This is a genomic window from Pseudomonas sp. ATCC 13867 (genome assembly GCF_000349845.1).
Taxonomy (GTDB): domain Bacteria; phylum Pseudomonadota; class Gammaproteobacteria; order Pseudomonadales; family Pseudomonadaceae; genus Pseudomonas.
Window position 1 is genome coordinate 4806192 of the sequence record NC_020829.1, and the last position, 16287, is coordinate 4822478.

General features: G+C 66.3%; 16 protein-coding genes, 1 tRNA gene and 2 pseudogenes. 9 read left to right on the forward strand and 10 right to left on the reverse strand.

The features are described from left to right. Window positions 1-3: 3 nt before the first annotated feature. Window positions 4-495, reverse strand: coding sequence for a hypothetical protein (locus H681_RS21565; RefSeq protein WP_041712735.1), 492 nt, complete (start codon window positions 493-495; stop codon window positions 4-6). Window positions 496-732: 237 nt separating this feature from the next. On the opposite strand from H681_RS21565, the gene H681_RS21570 reads away from it, so the two are divergent. The 7 genes and pseudogenes from H681_RS21570 to H681_RS21595 all read left to right on the forward strand — a co-directional run bounded on the left by H681_RS21570 (window position 733) and on the right by H681_RS21595 (window position 3163). Further along, window positions 733-936, forward strand: a complete 204-nt coding sequence (locus H681_RS21570) for a hypothetical protein (protein ID WP_015479013.1) — start codon at window positions 733-735, stop codon at window positions 934-936. 131 nt (window positions 937-1067) lie between these two features. Then, entirely contained in the window at window positions 1068-1376 is a 309-nt protein-coding gene (locus tag H681_RS21575; RefSeq protein ID WP_015479014.1) for an excalibur calcium-binding domain-containing protein, read from the forward strand. A gap of 247 nt (window positions 1377-1623) precedes the next feature. Further along, window positions 1624-1883, forward strand: a pseudogene (locus tag H681_RS21580) (antitoxin of toxin-antitoxin stability system). 85 nt (window positions 1884-1968) lie between these two features. Continuing rightward, window positions 1969-2163: a type II toxin-antitoxin system RelE/ParE family toxin gene (locus H681_RS26105; RefSeq protein WP_015479017.1), complete on the forward strand. Its 195-nt coding sequence runs from the start codon at window positions 1969-1971 to the stop codon at window positions 2161-2163. A gap of 138 nt (window positions 2164-2301) precedes the next feature. Then, window positions 2302-2553: pseudogene (locus H681_RS21585) on the forward strand (tyrosine-type recombinase/integrase); the annotation flags it as partial. Window positions 2554-2594: 41 nt separating this feature from the next. Then, window positions 2595-2831 carry a type II toxin-antitoxin system ParD family antitoxin gene (locus H681_RS21590; RefSeq protein ID WP_015479019.1) on the forward strand — a complete coding sequence of 79 codons (237 nt, stop codon included), beginning with the start codon at window positions 2595-2597 and terminating at the stop codon, window positions 2829-2831. Continuing rightward, window positions 2828-3163, forward strand: a complete 336-nt coding sequence (locus H681_RS21595) for a type II toxin-antitoxin system RelE/ParE family toxin (RefSeq protein WP_015479020.1) — start codon at window positions 2828-2830, stop codon at window positions 3161-3163. Before H681_RS21590 ends, H681_RS21595 begins: the two co-directional genes overlap by 4 nt. An 81-nt stretch (window positions 3164-3244) precedes the next feature. Here H681_RS21595 and H681_RS21600 read toward each other — a convergent pair. From H681_RS21600 to H681_RS21640, 8 genes are all read right to left on the reverse strand, one after another. Next, window positions 3245-3340 (reverse strand) — tRNA-Sec (locus tag H681_RS21600). A 108-nt stretch (window positions 3341-3448) separates the two neighbouring features. After that, on the reverse strand, window positions 3449-5365 hold the full coding sequence (gene selB / locus H681_RS21605; protein WP_015479021.1) for a selenocysteine-specific translation elongation factor: 1917 nt from the start codon (window positions 5363-5365) through the stop codon (window positions 3449-3451). Next, window positions 5362-6768, reverse strand: coding sequence for an L-seryl-tRNA(Sec) selenium transferase (selA, locus tag H681_RS21610; protein WP_015479022.1), 1407 nt, complete (start codon window positions 6766-6768; stop codon window positions 5362-5364). The genes selB and selA overlap by 4 nt, the downstream gene beginning before the upstream one ends. A 122-nt stretch (window positions 6769-6890) precedes the next feature. Beyond that, window positions 6891-7823 (reverse strand): formate dehydrogenase accessory protein FdhE, encoded by a 933-nt coding sequence (fdhE, locus tag H681_RS21615; RefSeq protein ID WP_015479023.1) that lies wholly within the window; start codon window positions 7821-7823, stop codon window positions 6891-6893. A 125-nt stretch (window positions 7824-7948) separates the two neighbouring features. Continuing rightward, window positions 7949-8575: a formate dehydrogenase subunit gamma gene (locus H681_RS21620; protein ID WP_015479024.1), complete on the reverse strand. Its 627-nt coding sequence runs from the start codon at window positions 8573-8575 to the stop codon at window positions 7949-7951. Between the two features lie 72 nt (window positions 8576-8647). Next, entirely contained in the window at window positions 8648-9580 is a 933-nt protein-coding gene (gene fdxH / locus H681_RS21625; RefSeq protein ID WP_015479025.1) for a formate dehydrogenase subunit beta, read from the reverse strand. Window positions 9581-9588: 8 nt separating this feature from the next. Then, window positions 9589-12666 carry a formate dehydrogenase-N subunit alpha gene (fdnG, locus tag H681_RS21630; RefSeq protein ID WP_086009575.1) on the reverse strand — a complete coding sequence of 1026 codons (3078 nt, stop codon included), beginning with the start codon at window positions 12664-12666 and terminating at the stop codon, window positions 9589-9591. 153 nt (window positions 12667-12819) lie between these two features. After that, window positions 12820-13008, reverse strand: coding sequence for a hypothetical protein (locus H681_RS21640; RefSeq protein ID WP_041712200.1), 189 nt, complete (start codon window positions 13006-13008; stop codon window positions 12820-12822). 189 nt (window positions 13009-13197) lie between these two features. On the opposite strand from H681_RS21640, the gene H681_RS21645 reads away from it, so the two are divergent. Then, on the forward strand, window positions 13198-15225 hold the full coding sequence (locus H681_RS21645) for an NADPH-dependent 2,4-dienoyl-CoA reductase (RefSeq protein WP_015479028.1): 2028 nt from the start codon (window positions 13198-13200) through the stop codon (window positions 15223-15225). Window positions 15226-15323: 98 nt separating this feature from the next. On the opposite strand, the gene H681_RS21650 is transcribed toward H681_RS21645, so the two are convergent. After that, window positions 15324-15728: a hypothetical protein gene (locus tag H681_RS21650; protein WP_015479029.1), complete on the reverse strand. Its 405-nt coding sequence runs from the start codon at window positions 15726-15728 to the stop codon at window positions 15324-15326. Between the two features lie 90 nt (window positions 15729-15818). Between H681_RS21650 and H681_RS21655 the strand changes: the two genes are divergently transcribed. Then, window positions 15819-16268 (forward strand): DMT family transporter, encoded by a 450-nt coding sequence (locus H681_RS21655; protein ID WP_015479030.1) that lies wholly within the window; start codon window positions 15819-15821, stop codon window positions 16266-16268. The last annotated feature ends 19 nt before the right edge of the window (window positions 16269-16287 follow it).

Below are 16287 nucleotides of genomic sequence, written 5' to 3' on the forward strand. Positions count from 1 at the left end.
GACTCAATCGTCGTCGTGGTCATTCTTCGTGGAGTTATCGGAAGCATTGTCCAGGCCCTTGGTATTGTGAGTACCCGGCGTGGTGTCGGAGATCGCCGTTGCCTTGGACAGGCCACGGGTATCCTTCGAATGGGCCACGGACGAAGTCGTCGAACCATGCCCGTTGCTGTCGTTCTTGCTGCTGCCGTAGTGGTTACCGCTCAGGCCGTGGTCGCGAGTGGACTTGCCGGCGTGCTCTACGCCATCGGTCCTGCCGTTGCTCTTCGCACCGTGGACACCCGAGTTACCGTCGGACTTGCCGCCCGCATGACCGGCCCCCCCCTGGCCACCGCCGTGACCGCCGCCATTGCCGCCGCCGTTGCCACCACCATTACCGCCGCCACCGCCATTCCCTTTGGCGTAGACGGAGCCGATTGGAGACAGGTCTGCAGGCAGCAAGGCTGTCGCCCCGAGCGCAAACGCACAGGCTATTGCTACAACCAGGGATTTCTTCATGATCGAGGCGCCCTCCAGGGCGGGGGTTGAGATAACCATCAGACTCGCTGCGGCCCGCGCGGTTCGCGCCGTCCGACGAAATGCCCAGGAGTTCTCAGACAGGAGCTCGCAGACGCGCGTAACAGCGTCCCTGTCGGCCGCGCGTTCGACTCGCCGTAGCCAGTGGCAAGCGTCCCCCTTAATCCGCCGTTAATCCTCCCAGCCGACTCTCGAGACTCCCCCCAGGAGGACTCCCCCATGCTCAAGCTCTCCGTGGTCACCTTCGCCTGCATCACCCTCGTCGGCTGCGCCGACGCCCCGCGCTACAACCACTTCAGCGCCATCGAATCGCCTGTGCGCGAATCCTTCGGCGAAGACAACCTCGAACGCCAGCCCACCCGCATCCAACTGCAGAACGACGACTACTCGGCACAGCAGCAGCGGATGATGTGGGGGCAATGACGCCGCATGACCTCGACAGACCGTGGCCGCCACGGCTGTCGGGAAGCGCCGGAACCCCATGAGGTGAAGCGACAGGAAGCCAATCGAGCGGCCCGCTAGAATGTCACGCAACACAACTCCGGTGACCGCCCATGAAGAAATGGATCGTCCTTGCCGCCCTGGCCGTGCTCGCCTGGCAATACATGGACAACCCCGATTGGCAGTCCCGGTTCTTCCGCTCGTCCCCCACCCCGCTCACGAGCTCCCAGCCCGCCGACACCTCGCCAGAGCCAGCGCCCCAGGCAGAGTCAACGCCCAACGTACGCTGCGACGGTCGCCAGTACTGCTCGCAGATGACCTCCTGCGCGGAGGCCAAGGCTTTCCTGAGAAGTTGTCCGGGCATGAAGATGGATGGCGATGGCGACGGCATTCCCTGCGAGGAGCAGTGGTGCCAGATGTAGCGGAGGAAGGAAAGTGGCGGAAGGCAGTGGGAGTCGCCCCTTAAAATGCCTTGTTTATCAATACACTATGCAGACCAATATCAGTGGCAGGCAGGATTTTCGCCTTCCTGTTCCGGTCATTGATTTCGACACTTTTTCGACGGTTTCTGGCGTGCTTCCGCTGGTCTGCTGAGGGCTTCCGGCTGGTATGGGATATGGCACAGAGTGAACGAGGTATATACGTCTTCATCACCCAGAGAGGCAGCCCATGTCCAAAGAAGCCGTATTCACCATGAAGTTTGAGCCCGAGTTGCGCGCTGATTTCATGGCGGCTGCCGAGGTTGCCCAGCGTCCCGGATGATGCGCGAATTCATCCACCAACAGCGGCAGGCCCAGGACTATGACGAATACCTGCGCCAGAAGGTCGAGGCGGGACGTGCCTCGATGGAAGCGGGGCGTGGCCGTTCCAACGATGATGTCGAAGCCGCCTTCGCCGCCCGACGGGCCCAGGCATCGGGCCACGAATGAAAGTCTACTGGACACCTGAGGCCGAGCAGGACCGTTTCGATATCTGGGACTTCATCGCCATCGACACCCCTCCGCAACCGTGCGCGTGGACTCGCTGTTCAGTGCCACAGCAGCCAAGCTGGCCGACTTCCTCGAAATGGGAAAGCCGGGAAAGACTCCCGGCCCCCGTGAGCTGATCCCACACGAAAGCTACAGGCCGGCCTACCAGATCGGCAGGGACAGCGCGTGGATTCTGGCTTTGGTGCATACCGCCAGAATGTGGCCACCATTGCAGCAGTGAGGGGATTTGAACCCGTTTTTGGTCATCTCTGGCTAACACCACTGAGATCGGGGCGTTCAGCAGGGCCATTCAGGGCATTGGCGAGTGACGGCAAGTGATTTCGACATCCTTCGCTCTACTTCGAATATTTACCCTCACGCGGTAAAAATATCAGGCGTGAACCTGCCGTCGGGCCAGAAGGCACGCGTGCTGCGCCACACCTTCGCGAGTCCCTACATGATGAACGGCGGGAACATCCTGACGCTGCAACGGGTGCTCGGCCACGCCTCGCTCAACATGACCATGCGCTACGCACACCTCGCGCCAGATCACCTGCTGGACGTGTTGACGTTGGGTCCGATCAGGGGCTTTCGTCACCTGCTCGATACCGGGGAGGATCACGGGTGCTAGTATGTTTTGGCAAATTTTGCCATTCCCGAGAGACCGGCCCCATGAGCACAATGAACATTTCCCTGCCGGATACGCTCAAGAGTTTCGTCGATGAACAGGTCAGCCAGCGTGGTTACGGCACCAGTAGCGAGTACGTGCGCGAGCTGATTCGCAAGGATCAGGACCGTCAGCGTCTGCGGGGCTTGCTGATCGCCGGCGCAGAGTCGATGCCTGCAGCACCTGCCGACAGTGATTACTTCGAATCGCTCCGCACGCGGGTACGGAAGGCCCGTGGATGAAGGCAAAGCCCGTCATTCCGCGAGTACTCGCCAATCAGGACGTTGAAGCGGCTGTCGATTACTACCTGAGCGAAGACGCCGAACAGGCAGCCCTGGGGTTTGTCGATGCCCTGGAAAAGGCATACGCCCATATCGCCCGGCACCCTGCCAGTGGCTCATCCCGCTATGTCCATGAGCTGGATTTGCCGGGGCTGCATTGCTGGCCCCTCAAGCGCTACCCCTACCTGGTGTTCTACGTCGAGCGAGACGATCACATCGATGTGTGGCGCGTACTCCACGGCATGAACGACATCCCTTCCTGGATGCAGGCTGGCGAGGGTACACCTCACTGAAAGTCTTTCGACACTTACGCCGAAACGTCTTCCCAGGCAGAGCCGGAAGCCCAGAGTCACGCGGGCTGTAGAGGGGAGAGTTGGCGGAAGGCAGTGGGAGTCGAACCCACCCAGGAACGGCTGCCGTCCCCCACCGGGTTTGAAGCCCGGCCACGCCACCGGGCGTGGTTGCCTTCCCTGGACTGGCGCCGGCGCTGGAGCGCGTCGGCGGATCGGGAGCCTGGATGTTGCCATCATTGCCCCGACAGATGCCAGCGTGGCGATGCCGCAGCGGGCTCAGGATCGTCAGTCGGCGCGCTCGGCCTGAGCCAGCGCCGAATCCTCGCGGATACGCCGTTCGTTACCGAAGCGACGGGTGAAGCCGATGCGGTCGAAGTATTCCAGCAACTGGATGCAGCGCTTGCGGCCGATACCGATGCGGTCGCGGAAGGCGGCGGCGCGGATGATGCCGGCTTCGCCGCGCAGGTGCAGGGCCTGGCCGGCGAGCTGGCGGAGGGTGGCCTCCGGGTAGAACAGGTCTTTCACCACCTGGTGCAGTTGCCCCAGGCGGGCGAGCTTGCGCAGCAGCAGGCGCACATCGCCTTCCTCGGCCCCGACCTCGCGGGCCAGGTCACGTACCCAGGGCGGGTCGAAGGCGCCGGCGAGCAGCAACGGCCAGAGGCGTTCGCGCAGGCGCTCGTCAGCCTCGCCCAGTTGTACGCGGTGATCGGGCAGGTGAATCCAGGGGCCGCTGCTGTCGATGCGCGGGGTCGCCAGCAGGCTTTCCAACAGGGCGATGAAGACGGGGCGTTCCAGTTGCGAAAAAGCGTAGCGGCGCAGGCGGTCGCGGTCGGGGCCGAGTTCGTCGGGAGCTTCTTCGTGGAAGCGCTGCAGGGCGTCGAGCAGGTGCCGTTGCAGCGCGGACCAGCGCTCGGCGGCAAACAACCGCGCGCCGAGACGCGTGTTGATTTCGACCAGTTCGGAAGGCAGCGCCCAGCCCTCTCGCGGGCGGTTGAACTGGCGCGCCAGCAGCGCCGGATCGAGGCCATTGCCGGCGTGCGCCAGCAGGGTCGGCAACGCGCTTTCCAGGCTGTCACCCTGCAGCGCGCGCAGTTGTTCCAGGCGTTCCGCGCTGCGCCGGTTGCGTGCTGGAGCGAAGGGATCGAGCACGCGGCCGCCCCCCAATGTGCGCTGGGCGGACTGGTCGCGCAGCACCAGGCGATCGCCGTGCACAGCGTGACAGGGCGCGTTCAGCACCAATTGTGCGAAGGTCCGCTCGCCCGGTTGCAGGCGTTCATCTTCGAGCAGGGCAACGCGGCCGGTGACGTCCTGGGCGCCAAGGTGTACGTGCACCGGCGTCCAGTGGGCGACGGCCCGCGTTTCACTGGGCAGCACGTGCAGTTCGATGTCGATGCGCGTGGTGGGTGCGTGCAGGTCCGGCGCGATCAACCAGTCGCCGCGATGGATCTGCTCGAGACTCAGGCGTTCGCCGGCGATGTTCAGCGCCACGCGCTGCCCCGCATGCGCTTGCTGCGCCTCGCGATTCTGCGCATGCAGGCCGCGCACTCGCACGCGACGACCGGCACTGCCGAGCAGCAGTTCATCGCCCACCGTCACGGTGCCGGCGAAGGCGGTGCCGGTGACGACGACACCGGCGCCGCTGACACTGAAGGCACGGTCCAAGGCCAGGCGGAAGCCACCGGTTGCGGTGCGCTCGCGGATGTCTCGCGCCGCGTCGGTGAGCGCCTCGCGCAGGGCTTCGATGCCCTCGCCGCGGAGGCTGGAAACCGCATGGACCGGTGAGCCCGCCAGCGGCCCCTCGGCGAGCAGCGCCCGCACTTCGCGCGCGGCTTGCTCCAGGCGTTCGGCGGGCACGCGGTCCGCCTTGGTCAGCGCGACGATGGCACGACGGATACCCAGCAGCTCGACGATGGCGAGGTGTTCACGGGTCTGCGGCATCACGCCGTCGTCGGCGGCCACCACCAGCAGTACCAGGTCGATGCCGCTGGCGCCGGCAAGCATGTTGTGGACGAAACGCTCGTGCCCCGGCACGTCGATGAAGCCGGTGAGCGCCCCATCGCCCAGGTCGGAATAGAGATAGCCGAGGTCGATGGTGATGCCACGCTCGCGCTCGGCAGGGCGGCGGTCGCCTTCGATACCGGTAAGGGCACGCAGCAGCGAGGTCTTGCCGTGGTCGATATGCCCGGCGGTGCCGACGATCACGAATCGCCCTCGGCCAGCAGCGGCAACTGCGCGACGAAGCCGGGCTCGTCGTCGAGCTGGCGCAGGTCGAGCCAGAGGGCGTCGTCGTCGATGCGGCCGAGCACCGGGATCGGCAGGCAGCGCAGGCGCTCTTCCAGGTCCAGCAGCGCGCGGCCGCGCTGGCGTTTGGGCTGGTTCGGGCGCAGGCACAGGGCGGCGCTGGGCAGCCGGGCGACCGGCTGGGCGCCGCTGCCGATCATGCCCAGGGCATCCACGGCGCTGACGTTCCAGCTCTGACCCAGCAACGTCGCCAATGCCGGGGCGAGGCGCTGGGCCTGGGCACGGATGTCGGTCCGCGGCCGGCTGAGCAGGCGCAGGCTGGTGAGGCGCTCGGCCAGGCGATCGGGGTCGCGGTAGAGGTTGAGCACGGCCTCCAGGGCGGCGAGGGTCAGCTTGTCCACCCGCAGGGCGCGCTTGAGCGGGTTCTTCTTGATCTTGCCGATCAGTTCCTTGCTGCCGAGGATCAGCCCGGCCTGCGGGCCGCCGAGCAGCTTGTCGCCGCTGAAGGTGACGATGTCGGCACCGTCGCGCAGGGCTTCCTGCACGGTGGGCTCCTTGGGCAGGCCCCAGCGGGTGAGATCGACCAGGGTGCCGCTGCCCAGATCTTCCAGCAGCGGCAGGCCGTGGGCGTGGGCGATCTGCGCCAGTTGCGAGGTGGCGACGCTGGCGGTGAAGCCCTGCACGCTGTAGTTGCTGGTATGCACGCGCATCAAGAGGCCCGAGCGCGGGCCGATGGCGGCTTCGTAGTCCTTGGCGTGGGTGCGGTTGGTGGTGCCGACCTCGACCAGTTTCACGCCGGCGCGGGCCATGATGTCGGGGATGCGGAAGGCGCCACCGATTTCGATCAGTTCGCCACGGGAGATGATGCCTTCCTTGCGCGCGCCCAGGCTGTTGAGCGCCAGCAGCACGGCGGCGGCATTGTTGTTGACCACGGTGACGGCCTCGGCACCGGTCAGCTCGCGGATCAGCCCGGCGATGAGGTCGTCGCGGTCGCCGCGCTTGCCGGTGGCCAGGTCGAACTCCAGGTTGAGCGGGTAGCGCGCGGCCAGCGTGATCGCTTCGATGGCCTCTTCCGGCAGCAAGGCGCGGCCGAGATTGGTGTGCAGCACGGTGCCGGTGAGGTTGAACACCCGGCGCACGCGGCTGGTATGGTGCGCGGCCAGGCGCTCGCCGGCGCGGCCGGCGAGCACCGCATCTTGCAGTTCGGCGGCGGCCAGTTGGCCGTGGCGCGCGGGTTCACGCAGTTCATCGAGCAGGTCGCGCAGGGTCTTGAGCAGGGCCTCGCGGCCATAGCGCTGTTGCAGCGGCTGGCAGGCCAGGCTGCGCAGCAGGCGGTCGATGGAAGGCAGGCGTACCGAGGTCATGGACGGGCCTTGTGCTGGGGGCGTTGGCTGGAGTCAGTGTAGGGCGAATAACCGCTCGCGGTTATCCGCCGGCTACCTCGACGTGAAGACGGCGGCGCATAACGCGTTCCGCGTTATCCGCCCTACGAAGAACCGCCCGGCGCCAGCAGCAGGTTCGGCGCGGTGCGCAGGTAGCCGTCCTCGGCGAGGCGAATGTCCAGCGCGAGGCTCGCCAGGTCGTCCGCCTGGGCCTCGGCGTGCTCGTCGTGTTGCAGGTAGAACTGCTTGAGGTAGGACTGGCAGCCGGGGCAGGTCTCGGCCTTGAGCGATGCCTGGTCGCTGGCCACGCCGTCGCGTTGCAGCGAGTAGTAGGCCAAGCCCTTGCTTTCGGTGCAGTGACTGCATTTCACCCGCACGTAGTGCCACTCGCAGGAACACAGCGAGCAGGACAGATAGCGCAGTCCGGCGAACTTGCCGCGATGGCGGATCATCCCCGCCACCGGCGGCGCGCCGCAGGCCGGGCAGAGGGTCTGGCTGTCGGTTTCGCCCAGGCTGTCGTCGGGCAGCGCCAGCAGCCACTGGCTGAAGGCAACCTGCAGTACTGCGCCGAGGAAAGGCACCAGCGCCGGCGACAACAGGTCGAACTGGCCGTTGAGCAGGCCCAGCACCCAGGCTTTGCGCTGGCCTTCATCGGCACCGCGCAGGGCCTGCAGCGCCTGGACGATGGCCGGGTTGGCAGTGGGCTCGTAGGCGTCGAGGAAAGCGTCCAGCAGTGGCAGCCAGGCTCCTTCACGCACCAGCACTTCGTAAGCCAGCGGCGGCATGCGGTGTTCTCGGCTGCGAGCCAGCGCGGCAGCATCCGGGCCCGGCAGCGGCAGCTTGCGGTCGAGCAGCGCCTGCTGGGCGGCGCAGACACCGGCGATCAGTTCGAGATAGCCCTGCAGGGGATTGCCCGGCGCCAACTGGCGCAGGCGCACGGCGCGCCGGCTGAAGAGATCGGGGGACGGCAGATTGAACAGCGGGGGAATGTTGGCGGCAGCTTCGATCTGCCCGGGTTCGAGGATTCGGCCTGACACGCAGGACTCCTTGTTGATAGCGGATCGGAGCGTCAAAAGCCCCTCACCCTAGCCCTCTCCCGGAGGGAAAGGGGACTGTTCGTGCCGGCCGACGCTCTCGCGCCAGCCGGCGGTTACGTCAAAGGTCAGTGGCCCTTGCCCTTCTCCACGTCCTTCAGCCAGCCGTTGTGGTGCTTGCGCGCCCAGCCGCGGCTGACCCAGCCGTAGAGCATGGCGCCCATCGAGCCCTTCACCCAGATCCCGGCGTAGATGTGCACCAGGATGCTGCAGATGAGCACGAAGGCGGCAAAGGCATGCAGCAGCGAGGCGAGGCGGATGAGGTCGATGCCGAAGAGGTGGCTGAAGTACGCCCGCCACATCACGAAACCGGTCGCCAGCAGCACCAGCATGCACAGCAGCAGGGTCCAGAACAGCAGCTTCTGTCCGGCGTTGTAGCGGCCGACTTCCGGGAGGTTTTCCTCGCGGTTGTTGACCACGTCGCGCCATTGCTTGAGCCACTGGGTGTCGCGCTTCTCGATCAGGTTGTGATGGGCGAAGCGGATCACCAGGCCGAGGAAGAACAGGAACATCGCCACCCCGAGGAAGGGGTGGAGGATCCGCGTCCACGGCCCGCCGCCGAACAGGTGGGTCAGCCAGAACATGGCTGGGTGGAACAGCGCCAGCCCCGAGAGGCCGGCGAGGAAGAACAGAATGGCCACCATCCAGTGGTTGCTCCGTTCGTTGGCGTTGTAGCGCTGGATATCTTTTTTCATTTCTCGATCCTCGTAGCCCTCACCCCAGCCCTCTCCCAGGGGGAGAGGGGGCAAAAGCGACTGCCAGGGAGGTCACGGGCGCTTACGCGGGTCATAGTCATGCACCGAAGGGTCGACCTTGTTCACCGGAGCCTCCGGATCGGAGCCACCCGGCTCATCCTCCTCCACCCGGTTGGGACCGGTGCGGGTGTAGTGGAAGAAGCCGGCCAGCACCACCGCGCCCATCGCCAGCAGGCCGAGGGGTTTGGTGATGCCTTTCCACAGGCTGACCAGCGGGCTGATCGCAGGCTTGTCGGGCAGTCCGGCGTACAGCGACGGCTGGTCGTTGTGGTGCAGCACGTACATCACGTGGGTGCCGCCCACCCCTTCCGGGTCGTACAGGCCGGCATGCTCGAAGCCGCGCGATTTCAAGTCCTCGATGCGCTCGGCGGCATGCTCCTTCATGTCCTCCTTGGTGCCGAAGACGATGGCGCCGGTCGGGCAGGTCTTCACGCAGGCCGGCTCCATGCCCACGGCCACGCGGTCGGAACACAGGGTGCACTTGTACGCCTTGTTGTCCTTCTGCGAGATGCGCGGGATGTTGAACGGACAGCCGGTGATGCAGTAACCGCAGCCGATGCAGTGGTCCTGGTTGAAGTCGACAATGCCGTTGGCGTACTTCACGATCGCCCCCGGACTCGGGCAGGCCTTGAGGCAGCCCGGCTCGGCGCAGTGCATGCAGCCGTCCTTGCGGATCAGCCACTCCAGGTTGCCGGCCGGCGCTTCGTATTCGGTGAAGCGCATGACCGTCCAGGATTCCGCCGTCAGGTCCAGCGGGTTGTCGTAGGTGCCGTGGTTGTGGCCCACCTCGTCGCGCAGCTCGTTCCATTCCGAGCAGGCGACCTGGCAGGCCTTGCAGCCGATGCACTTGGACACGTCGATCAGCTTGGCCACTTCCTCCTCGCGCCGCACCGAGGGCATCGGCGTGGTGGTGGCGGAGCGGGCGTAGATGTCTTGGCTACTCATGCTTCACCTCACGCCTTTTCCACGTTGACGAGGAAGGATTTGAACTCCGGCGTCTGCGTGTTCCCGTCGCCCACGAAGGGGGTCAGGGTGTTGGTCAGGTAGCCGTTGCGCGCAACCCCGGAGAAGCCCCAGTGCAGGGGGATGCCCACGTGGTGCACGGTCTTGCCGTTGACCTGCAGTGGCCGGATGCGCTTGGTCACCACCGCCACCGCCTTGATGAAGCCGCGGTTGGAGGAGACCTTCACGCGGTCGCCGGCCTTGATGCCGAGCTCCTTGGCCAGCGCCTCGCCGATCTCGACGAACTGTTCCGGCTGGATGATCGCATTCAGACGGCAATGCTTGGTCCAGAAGTGGAAATGTTCGGTGAGCCGGTAGGTGGTCGCGGCGTAGGGGAACTCGTCGGCCTTGCCGAACAGTTCCATGTCGTTCTTGAACACCCGCGCTGCCGGGTTGTTGATCGCCTGCGGGTTCTTGTGCAGCGGGTTGATGCCGATCGGCGTCTCGAACGGCTCGTAGTGCTCGGGGAACGGGCCTTCGGCCATCTTGTCGACGGCGAAGAAGCGCGCCACGCCTTCGGGGTTCATGATGAATGGGTTCATCCCCGCTTCCGGCGGTACGTCGACCTTGTAGTCCGGCACGTCGGTGCCGCCCCAGGCCTTGCCGTTCCACCACACCAGGCGCTTCTTCACCGGATCCCAGGGCTTGCCGCTGGGGTCGGCGGAGGCGCGGTTGTAAAGGATGCGCCGGTTGGCCGGCCACGCCCAGGCCCAGCCCAGGGTCTGGCCCATCGCGTATGGGTCGCTGTTGTCGCGGCGGGCCATCTGGTTGCCCTGTTGCGTCCAGGAACCGGCGAAGATCCAGCAGCCGCTGGCGGTACTGCCGTCCTCGCGCAGCAGCGCGAAGCCCGGCAGCTGTTCGCCGGCTTTCGCCAGGAGCATGCCGTTGGCCGGGTCGACCAGGTCGGCCAGGGCCTTGCCGTTGTACTCCTTGGCCAGCTCGTCCGGGCCCGGCTCGTCGGGTTTGAGGTAGTTCCAGTCCAGGCCGAGGATCGGGTCGGGGAACTTGCCGCCGTCCTTGGCGTAGGCATTGCGCAGGCGGTGATACAGGCCGGCCATGATCGCGATGTCGGTACGCGCCTCGCCCGGCGGCTCGGCGCCCTTCCAGTGCCATTGCAGCCAGCGCCCGGAGTTGACGATGGAGCCGTCTTCCTCGGCGAAGCAACTGGTGGGCAGGCGGAACACCGTGGTCTGGATGGCCTTGGTATCGACGTCGTTGTGCTCGCCGGCATTGCGCCAGAACTCGGAGGTCTCGGTGGCCAGCGGGTCCATCACCACCATCCACTTCAGCTTGGCCAGCGCGGCGCTGACCTTGGCCTTGTTGGGGAAGGAGGCGATGGGGTTGAAGCCCTGGCAGAAGTAACCGTTGACCTTGCCCTGGTACATCATGTCGAAGTAGCGCAGCACGTCGTAGCCGGCGCCCGGCATGTCGAGCTTGGGCAGCCAGTCGTAGCACCAGTTGTTGTCCTTGGTGGCGGCCTTGCCGAACCAGGACTTCATCAGGCTGACGTGGAACTTGCCATAGTTCTGCCAGTAGGACAGTTGCCCCGGGCGCAGCGGCTTGGCCGTGCGCTTGGCGATGTAGGTATCGTAGTCCTGCTCCGCGTCCATCCCCAGGGTCAGGTAGCCCGGCAGCAAGTTGGACAGCAGCCCAAGGTCGGTCAGGCCCTGGATGTTGGAGTGGCCGCGCAGGGCGTTTATGCCGCCGCCGGGCATGCCGATGTTGCCCAGCAGCAGCTGGACCATCGCGCCGGTGCGGATCATCTGCGCGCCCACCGAGTGCTGGGTCCAGCCCAGGGCGTACATGACGGTCATCACCTTGTCGGGCGCGGCGGTGGTGGCGATCTCCTCCCACACCTTGAGCATCATGTCCTTGGGCGTGCCGCAGATGTTGCTCACCACGTCCTGCGTATAGCGGCTGTAGTGCTGCTTCATCAGGTTGAACACGCAGCGCGGGTGTTGCAGGGTCGGGTCGACCTTGGCGAAGCCGTCCTCACCGAGTTCGTACTGCCAGGACGACTTGTCCGGGTAGGTGCGCTTCTCGGCGTCGTAGCCGTTGAACAGGCCGTCCTCGAAGCCGAAGCCCTCCTTCACGATGAAGGAGACGTCGGTGTAGTTGTGCACGTACTCCTTCTGGTACTTGCCGTTTTCCAGCAGGTAGTTGATCAGACCGCCGAGGAAGGCGATGTCGGTCCCGGTACGGATCGGCGCGTAATAGTCGGCCACCGCGGCGGAACGGGTGAAACGCGGGTCGACCACCAGCAGGCGCGCCTTGTTGTGCGCCTTGGCCTCGGTCACCCACTTGAAGCCGCACGGGTGCGCTTCAGCAGCGTTGCCGCCCATGATCAGGACCAGATCGGCATTCTTGATGTCGGTCCAATGGTTGGTCATGGCTCCACGGCCAAACGTCGGGGCAAGACTTGCCACCGTCGGGCCGTGTCAGACACGTGCTTGGTTGTCGAACGCCAGTATGCCGAGAGAACGCACCACCTTGTGGGTGATGTAGCCCGCTTCGTTGGAAGACGCCGACGCGGCCAGGAAACCGGTGGTCAGCCAGCGGTTCACCGTCTGGCCCTGGGCGTTCTTCTCGATGAAGTTGGCGTCGCGGTCTTCCTTGATCAGCTTGGCGATGCGGTCGAGCGCCTCGTCCCAGCCGATGCGTTTCCACTCGCTGGAACCGGCCTCACGGATCTCCGGATACTTCAGGCGGTTGGGGCTGTGGACGAAGTCCAGCAGGCCCGCGCCCTTGGGGCAGAGCGTGCCGCGGTTCACCGGGTGATCGGAATCACCCTCGATGTGGATGATGTTCTGCGCAACGTTCTTCGCCGCATCCCCCTGGCTGTACAGCAGGATGCCGCAACCCACCGAGCAGTACGGACAGGTATTGCGGGTTTCGACGGTGCGCGCAAGTTTGAAGTGGCGGACCTGGTCGGCAAAGGCATCCGGGGGTGCAACCCCCAGTGCCGCCAGGCTCGATCCTCCAAGGCCTACAGCGCAAACCTTGAAGAATTGCCGACGGTTCATATCCATCGTGCGTCTCCTGATCAGGCAGCGTACGTCCGGTACATCGCCGGACCCTTGCTGCTTAAAAGATAGCCAAGCCGGGGCAATGCGCCAGCTTTGAGCGGGGCAGACCATGCACGCGGGTTTCTTGCGGCGCATTGACGCGCGTCAGGACGTCACTCAGAACGGACTGGTCAATACGCCTAAATGGGCAGTCGGCGGGTAGGAACAGGAGATACCGTTGCCGTCCGGGCGGCAGGCGGACTGCAGGCGGTCACGCTGGAGGGACTCGTGCAAGCCCAGCAGTGCCAGCCCGATGAGGATGGCGAGCAGGTAATGGCGCGCATGTCTTCTTCTTATCGCTTTCATGACGACCTCCGTCACTTCAGCCTGCGATCGGGGCACAGGACCCTGCCATAAGGGAAAGTCTGGAACCTATCCGCCAGCTGTCAACCGCCGGCTTGACCGAAATGCCTGAATGAGCCGGCAGCCGGGCCGTTCACCGACGCACGGCAAGCCAATAGGGTGATGGGACCTCACCTGCCCACGGTTCCGTCCATGCCCAGCGCCGCCACCCCGCCCTACCCCCACCTGCTCGCCCCGCTCGACCTGGGCTTCACCCAACTGCGCAACCGCGTGGTGATGGGCTCGATGCACACCGGACTGGAGGACCGCCTGTGGGATTTCGGCAAGCTCGCCGCCTACTACCGCGAACGGGCACGCGGCGGCGTCGGGCTGATCATCACCGGAGGTTTCGCCCCCAACCGCGAAGGCTGGCTGCTGCCGCTGGGCAGCAGCCTCACCAGCGGCCTGCAGGTTCCGGCGCACCGGCGCCTGACCCAGGCGGTGCAGCGCGAAGGCGGCAAGATCCTCCTGCAGATACTCCACGCCGGGCGCTACGGCTATCACCCTCTGGTGGTATCCGCCTCGCCGGTCAAATCGCCGATCAGCTGGTTCAGCCCGCGCGAACTCTCCGAGCGCGGCATCCTGCGCACCATCGCCGCCTTCGTCCGCTGCGCGAAGCTGGCCCAGGCCGCCGGCTATGACGGCGTGGAGATCATGGGCAGCGAGGGCTACCTGCTGAACCAGTTCCTCAGCCCGCGCACCAACCAGCGCGAGGACCGCTGGGGCGGCGACCTGGGCAACCGCATGCGCCTGCCGCTGGAGATCGTCCGGCGTATCCGCCGCGCGCTGGGCGAGCGCTTCATCATCAGCTATCGGCTGTCGCTGCTCGACCTGGTGGACGGCGGCAACCGCTGGGACGAGGTGCGCACCGTTGCGCGAGCCCTCGAAGGCGCCGGCATCGACCTGCTCAACACCGGCATCGGCTGGCACGAATCGCGGGTGCCGACCATCGTCACCTCGGTGCCGCGTGCCGCCTTCGCCGAGATCACCGCGCGCCTGCGCCGCGAGCTGCGCGTGCCGGTGATCGCCAGCAACCGCATCAATACGCCGGAAGTCGCCGAACGACTGCTCGCCGACGGTCATGCCGACCTGGTCTCCCTGGCGCGCCCGCTGCTGGCCGACCCGCAGTTCGTGGCCAAGGCCGCCGCCGGGCGCGCCGACGCGATCAACACCTGCATCGCCTGCAACCAGGCCTGCCTCGACCACGCCTTCGCCAACCGCCGCGCCAGTTGCCTGGTGAACCCGCGCGCGGCCTTCGAGACGGAGCTGCGCTACCGCAAGGCGCGAATACCCAAGCGCATCGCCGTGATCGGCGCCGGGCCAGCGGGGCTTTCCGCCGCCTGCGTGGCGGCCGAGCGCGGGCACCGGGTGACGCTGTTCGAGGCCAGCGGCGAGATCGGCGGGCAGTTCAACCTGGCCAGGCGCGTGCCGGGCAAGGAGGAATTCCACGAGACACTGCGCTACTTCGCCGTGCGCCTGCGCGAACTGGGCGTCGACGTGCGACTGGGCCGGCGCATCATCCGGGGCGAGCTGCGGGGGGAGTACGACGAGGTCATCGTCGCCACCGGCATACGCCCGCGCACGCCGCAGATTCCGGGCATCGCTCACGGCAAGGTGCTGGGCTACCTCGACGTGCTGCGCGGCGCGCCGGTGGGCGAGAAGGTCGCGCTGATCGGCGCCGGCGGCATCGGCTTCGACGTCGCCAGTTTCCTCCTGGCCGAGCGTGACGGACCGCAGCCATTGGGCGACTGGCTCGGCCAGTGGGGCATCGACCTGGACAACGCCACGCCGGGCGGGCTGATCCCACCGGTCGCCGCCGCGCCGCGCCGGCAACTCTGGCTGCTGCAGCGCAAGGCCGGCCAGCCCGGCGCCGGGCTGGGCAAGACCAGCGGCTGGGTGCACCGCGCGCACCTCCGGCACCACGGCGTGCGGATGCACGGTGGCGTGGAGTACCTGCGCATCGACGACGACGGGCTGCACGTGCGTATCGACGGCAGGGAGCAGTGTCTTGCGGTGGACAACGTGGTGATCTGCGCCGGACAGGAGCCGCTGCTGGAACTGCAGCCGACGCTGCCGGCGGAGAACCTGCGTTACCACGTCATCGGCGGTGCCAACGTGGCGCGGGAGCTGGACGCCAAGCGGGCGATCCGCGAAGGCGCGGAGTTGGCCGCACGCCTTTGACGGCTCTTCGTAGGAGCGAGCTTGCTCGCGAACAGTTTTCCCTGCTGCTGCGGTGCCGGACGATTCGCGAGCGAGCTCCTACAGGGGACGCACCGGCATCACGCTGACTCCAGCAGCCCCTTGATCGCCTGCAGATCCTTCTCCACCCACCGCGCATCCCGCTCGAAGGTGGCGTCATCCATCTGCGGCTGACGCAGCAGGGTCAATTGCAATTCGCAGCCGTCGCCATTGGCGATCAAGCGCAGCGGGATGTGGATCGCCGGGCTGTCCTCGGGCAGCACCGCATGGTCCAGCACGCCGAAGGCATTGCGCGGCGAGAAGCGCACCCGCAGCGGGCCCTGGGCTGTCTGCGCCAGCCACAGCTCGCCCTCCAGCGGCTCGATGGCAGTGCACAGGCCGGAGGCCCAGCGGGGGAAGTTTGCCGGTTCGGCGAGAAAGTCATAGGTCTCGCCCCAGCGCCGCTCGATACGGACACTCAGGGTGCGGGAAGGCAACGTGGTCATGGCGGCTCCAGGGATCGGGCGCAGAGATGCTCCAGTCTGGTGCATACTAGCCGGCTGCCCTTTCCGCTTCGATTGCCCAGGAGTCCCTCCATGCCCACGCCGCCCTGGTGGATGTTCGTACTACCCCTGATCGCCGGCGCCTGCCTGCCGCTGCAAGCCGGCATCAACGGCCAGTTGGCCAAGCAGGTGTCCAGCGTGCTGGCCGCCGCGCTGATTTCCTTCTTCGTCGGCACCATGGGCCTGCTGGTGCTGACCCTGGCCAACCGCGACTTCCCCAGCCTCGCCGCCCTGCGCGAGCTGCCCTGGTGGCAATGGTGCGGCGGCTTCCTCGGCATGTTCTTCATCTTCATTGCCGCCTTCGCCGCCCCGCGTGTCGGCGCGCTGATGTTCATGGTGCTGGTGCTCGCCGGCCAGTTGGGCATGGCCATGACCCTCGACCACTTCGGCTGGGCCGGATTCCGCGAAGCGCCGGTCAGCGGGCTGAAGATCGCCGGCATGGCCGCCATTGCCGTCGGCATCTGGATGATCCGCAAGGGCTGATAAGCTGGAGGGCGGCGCA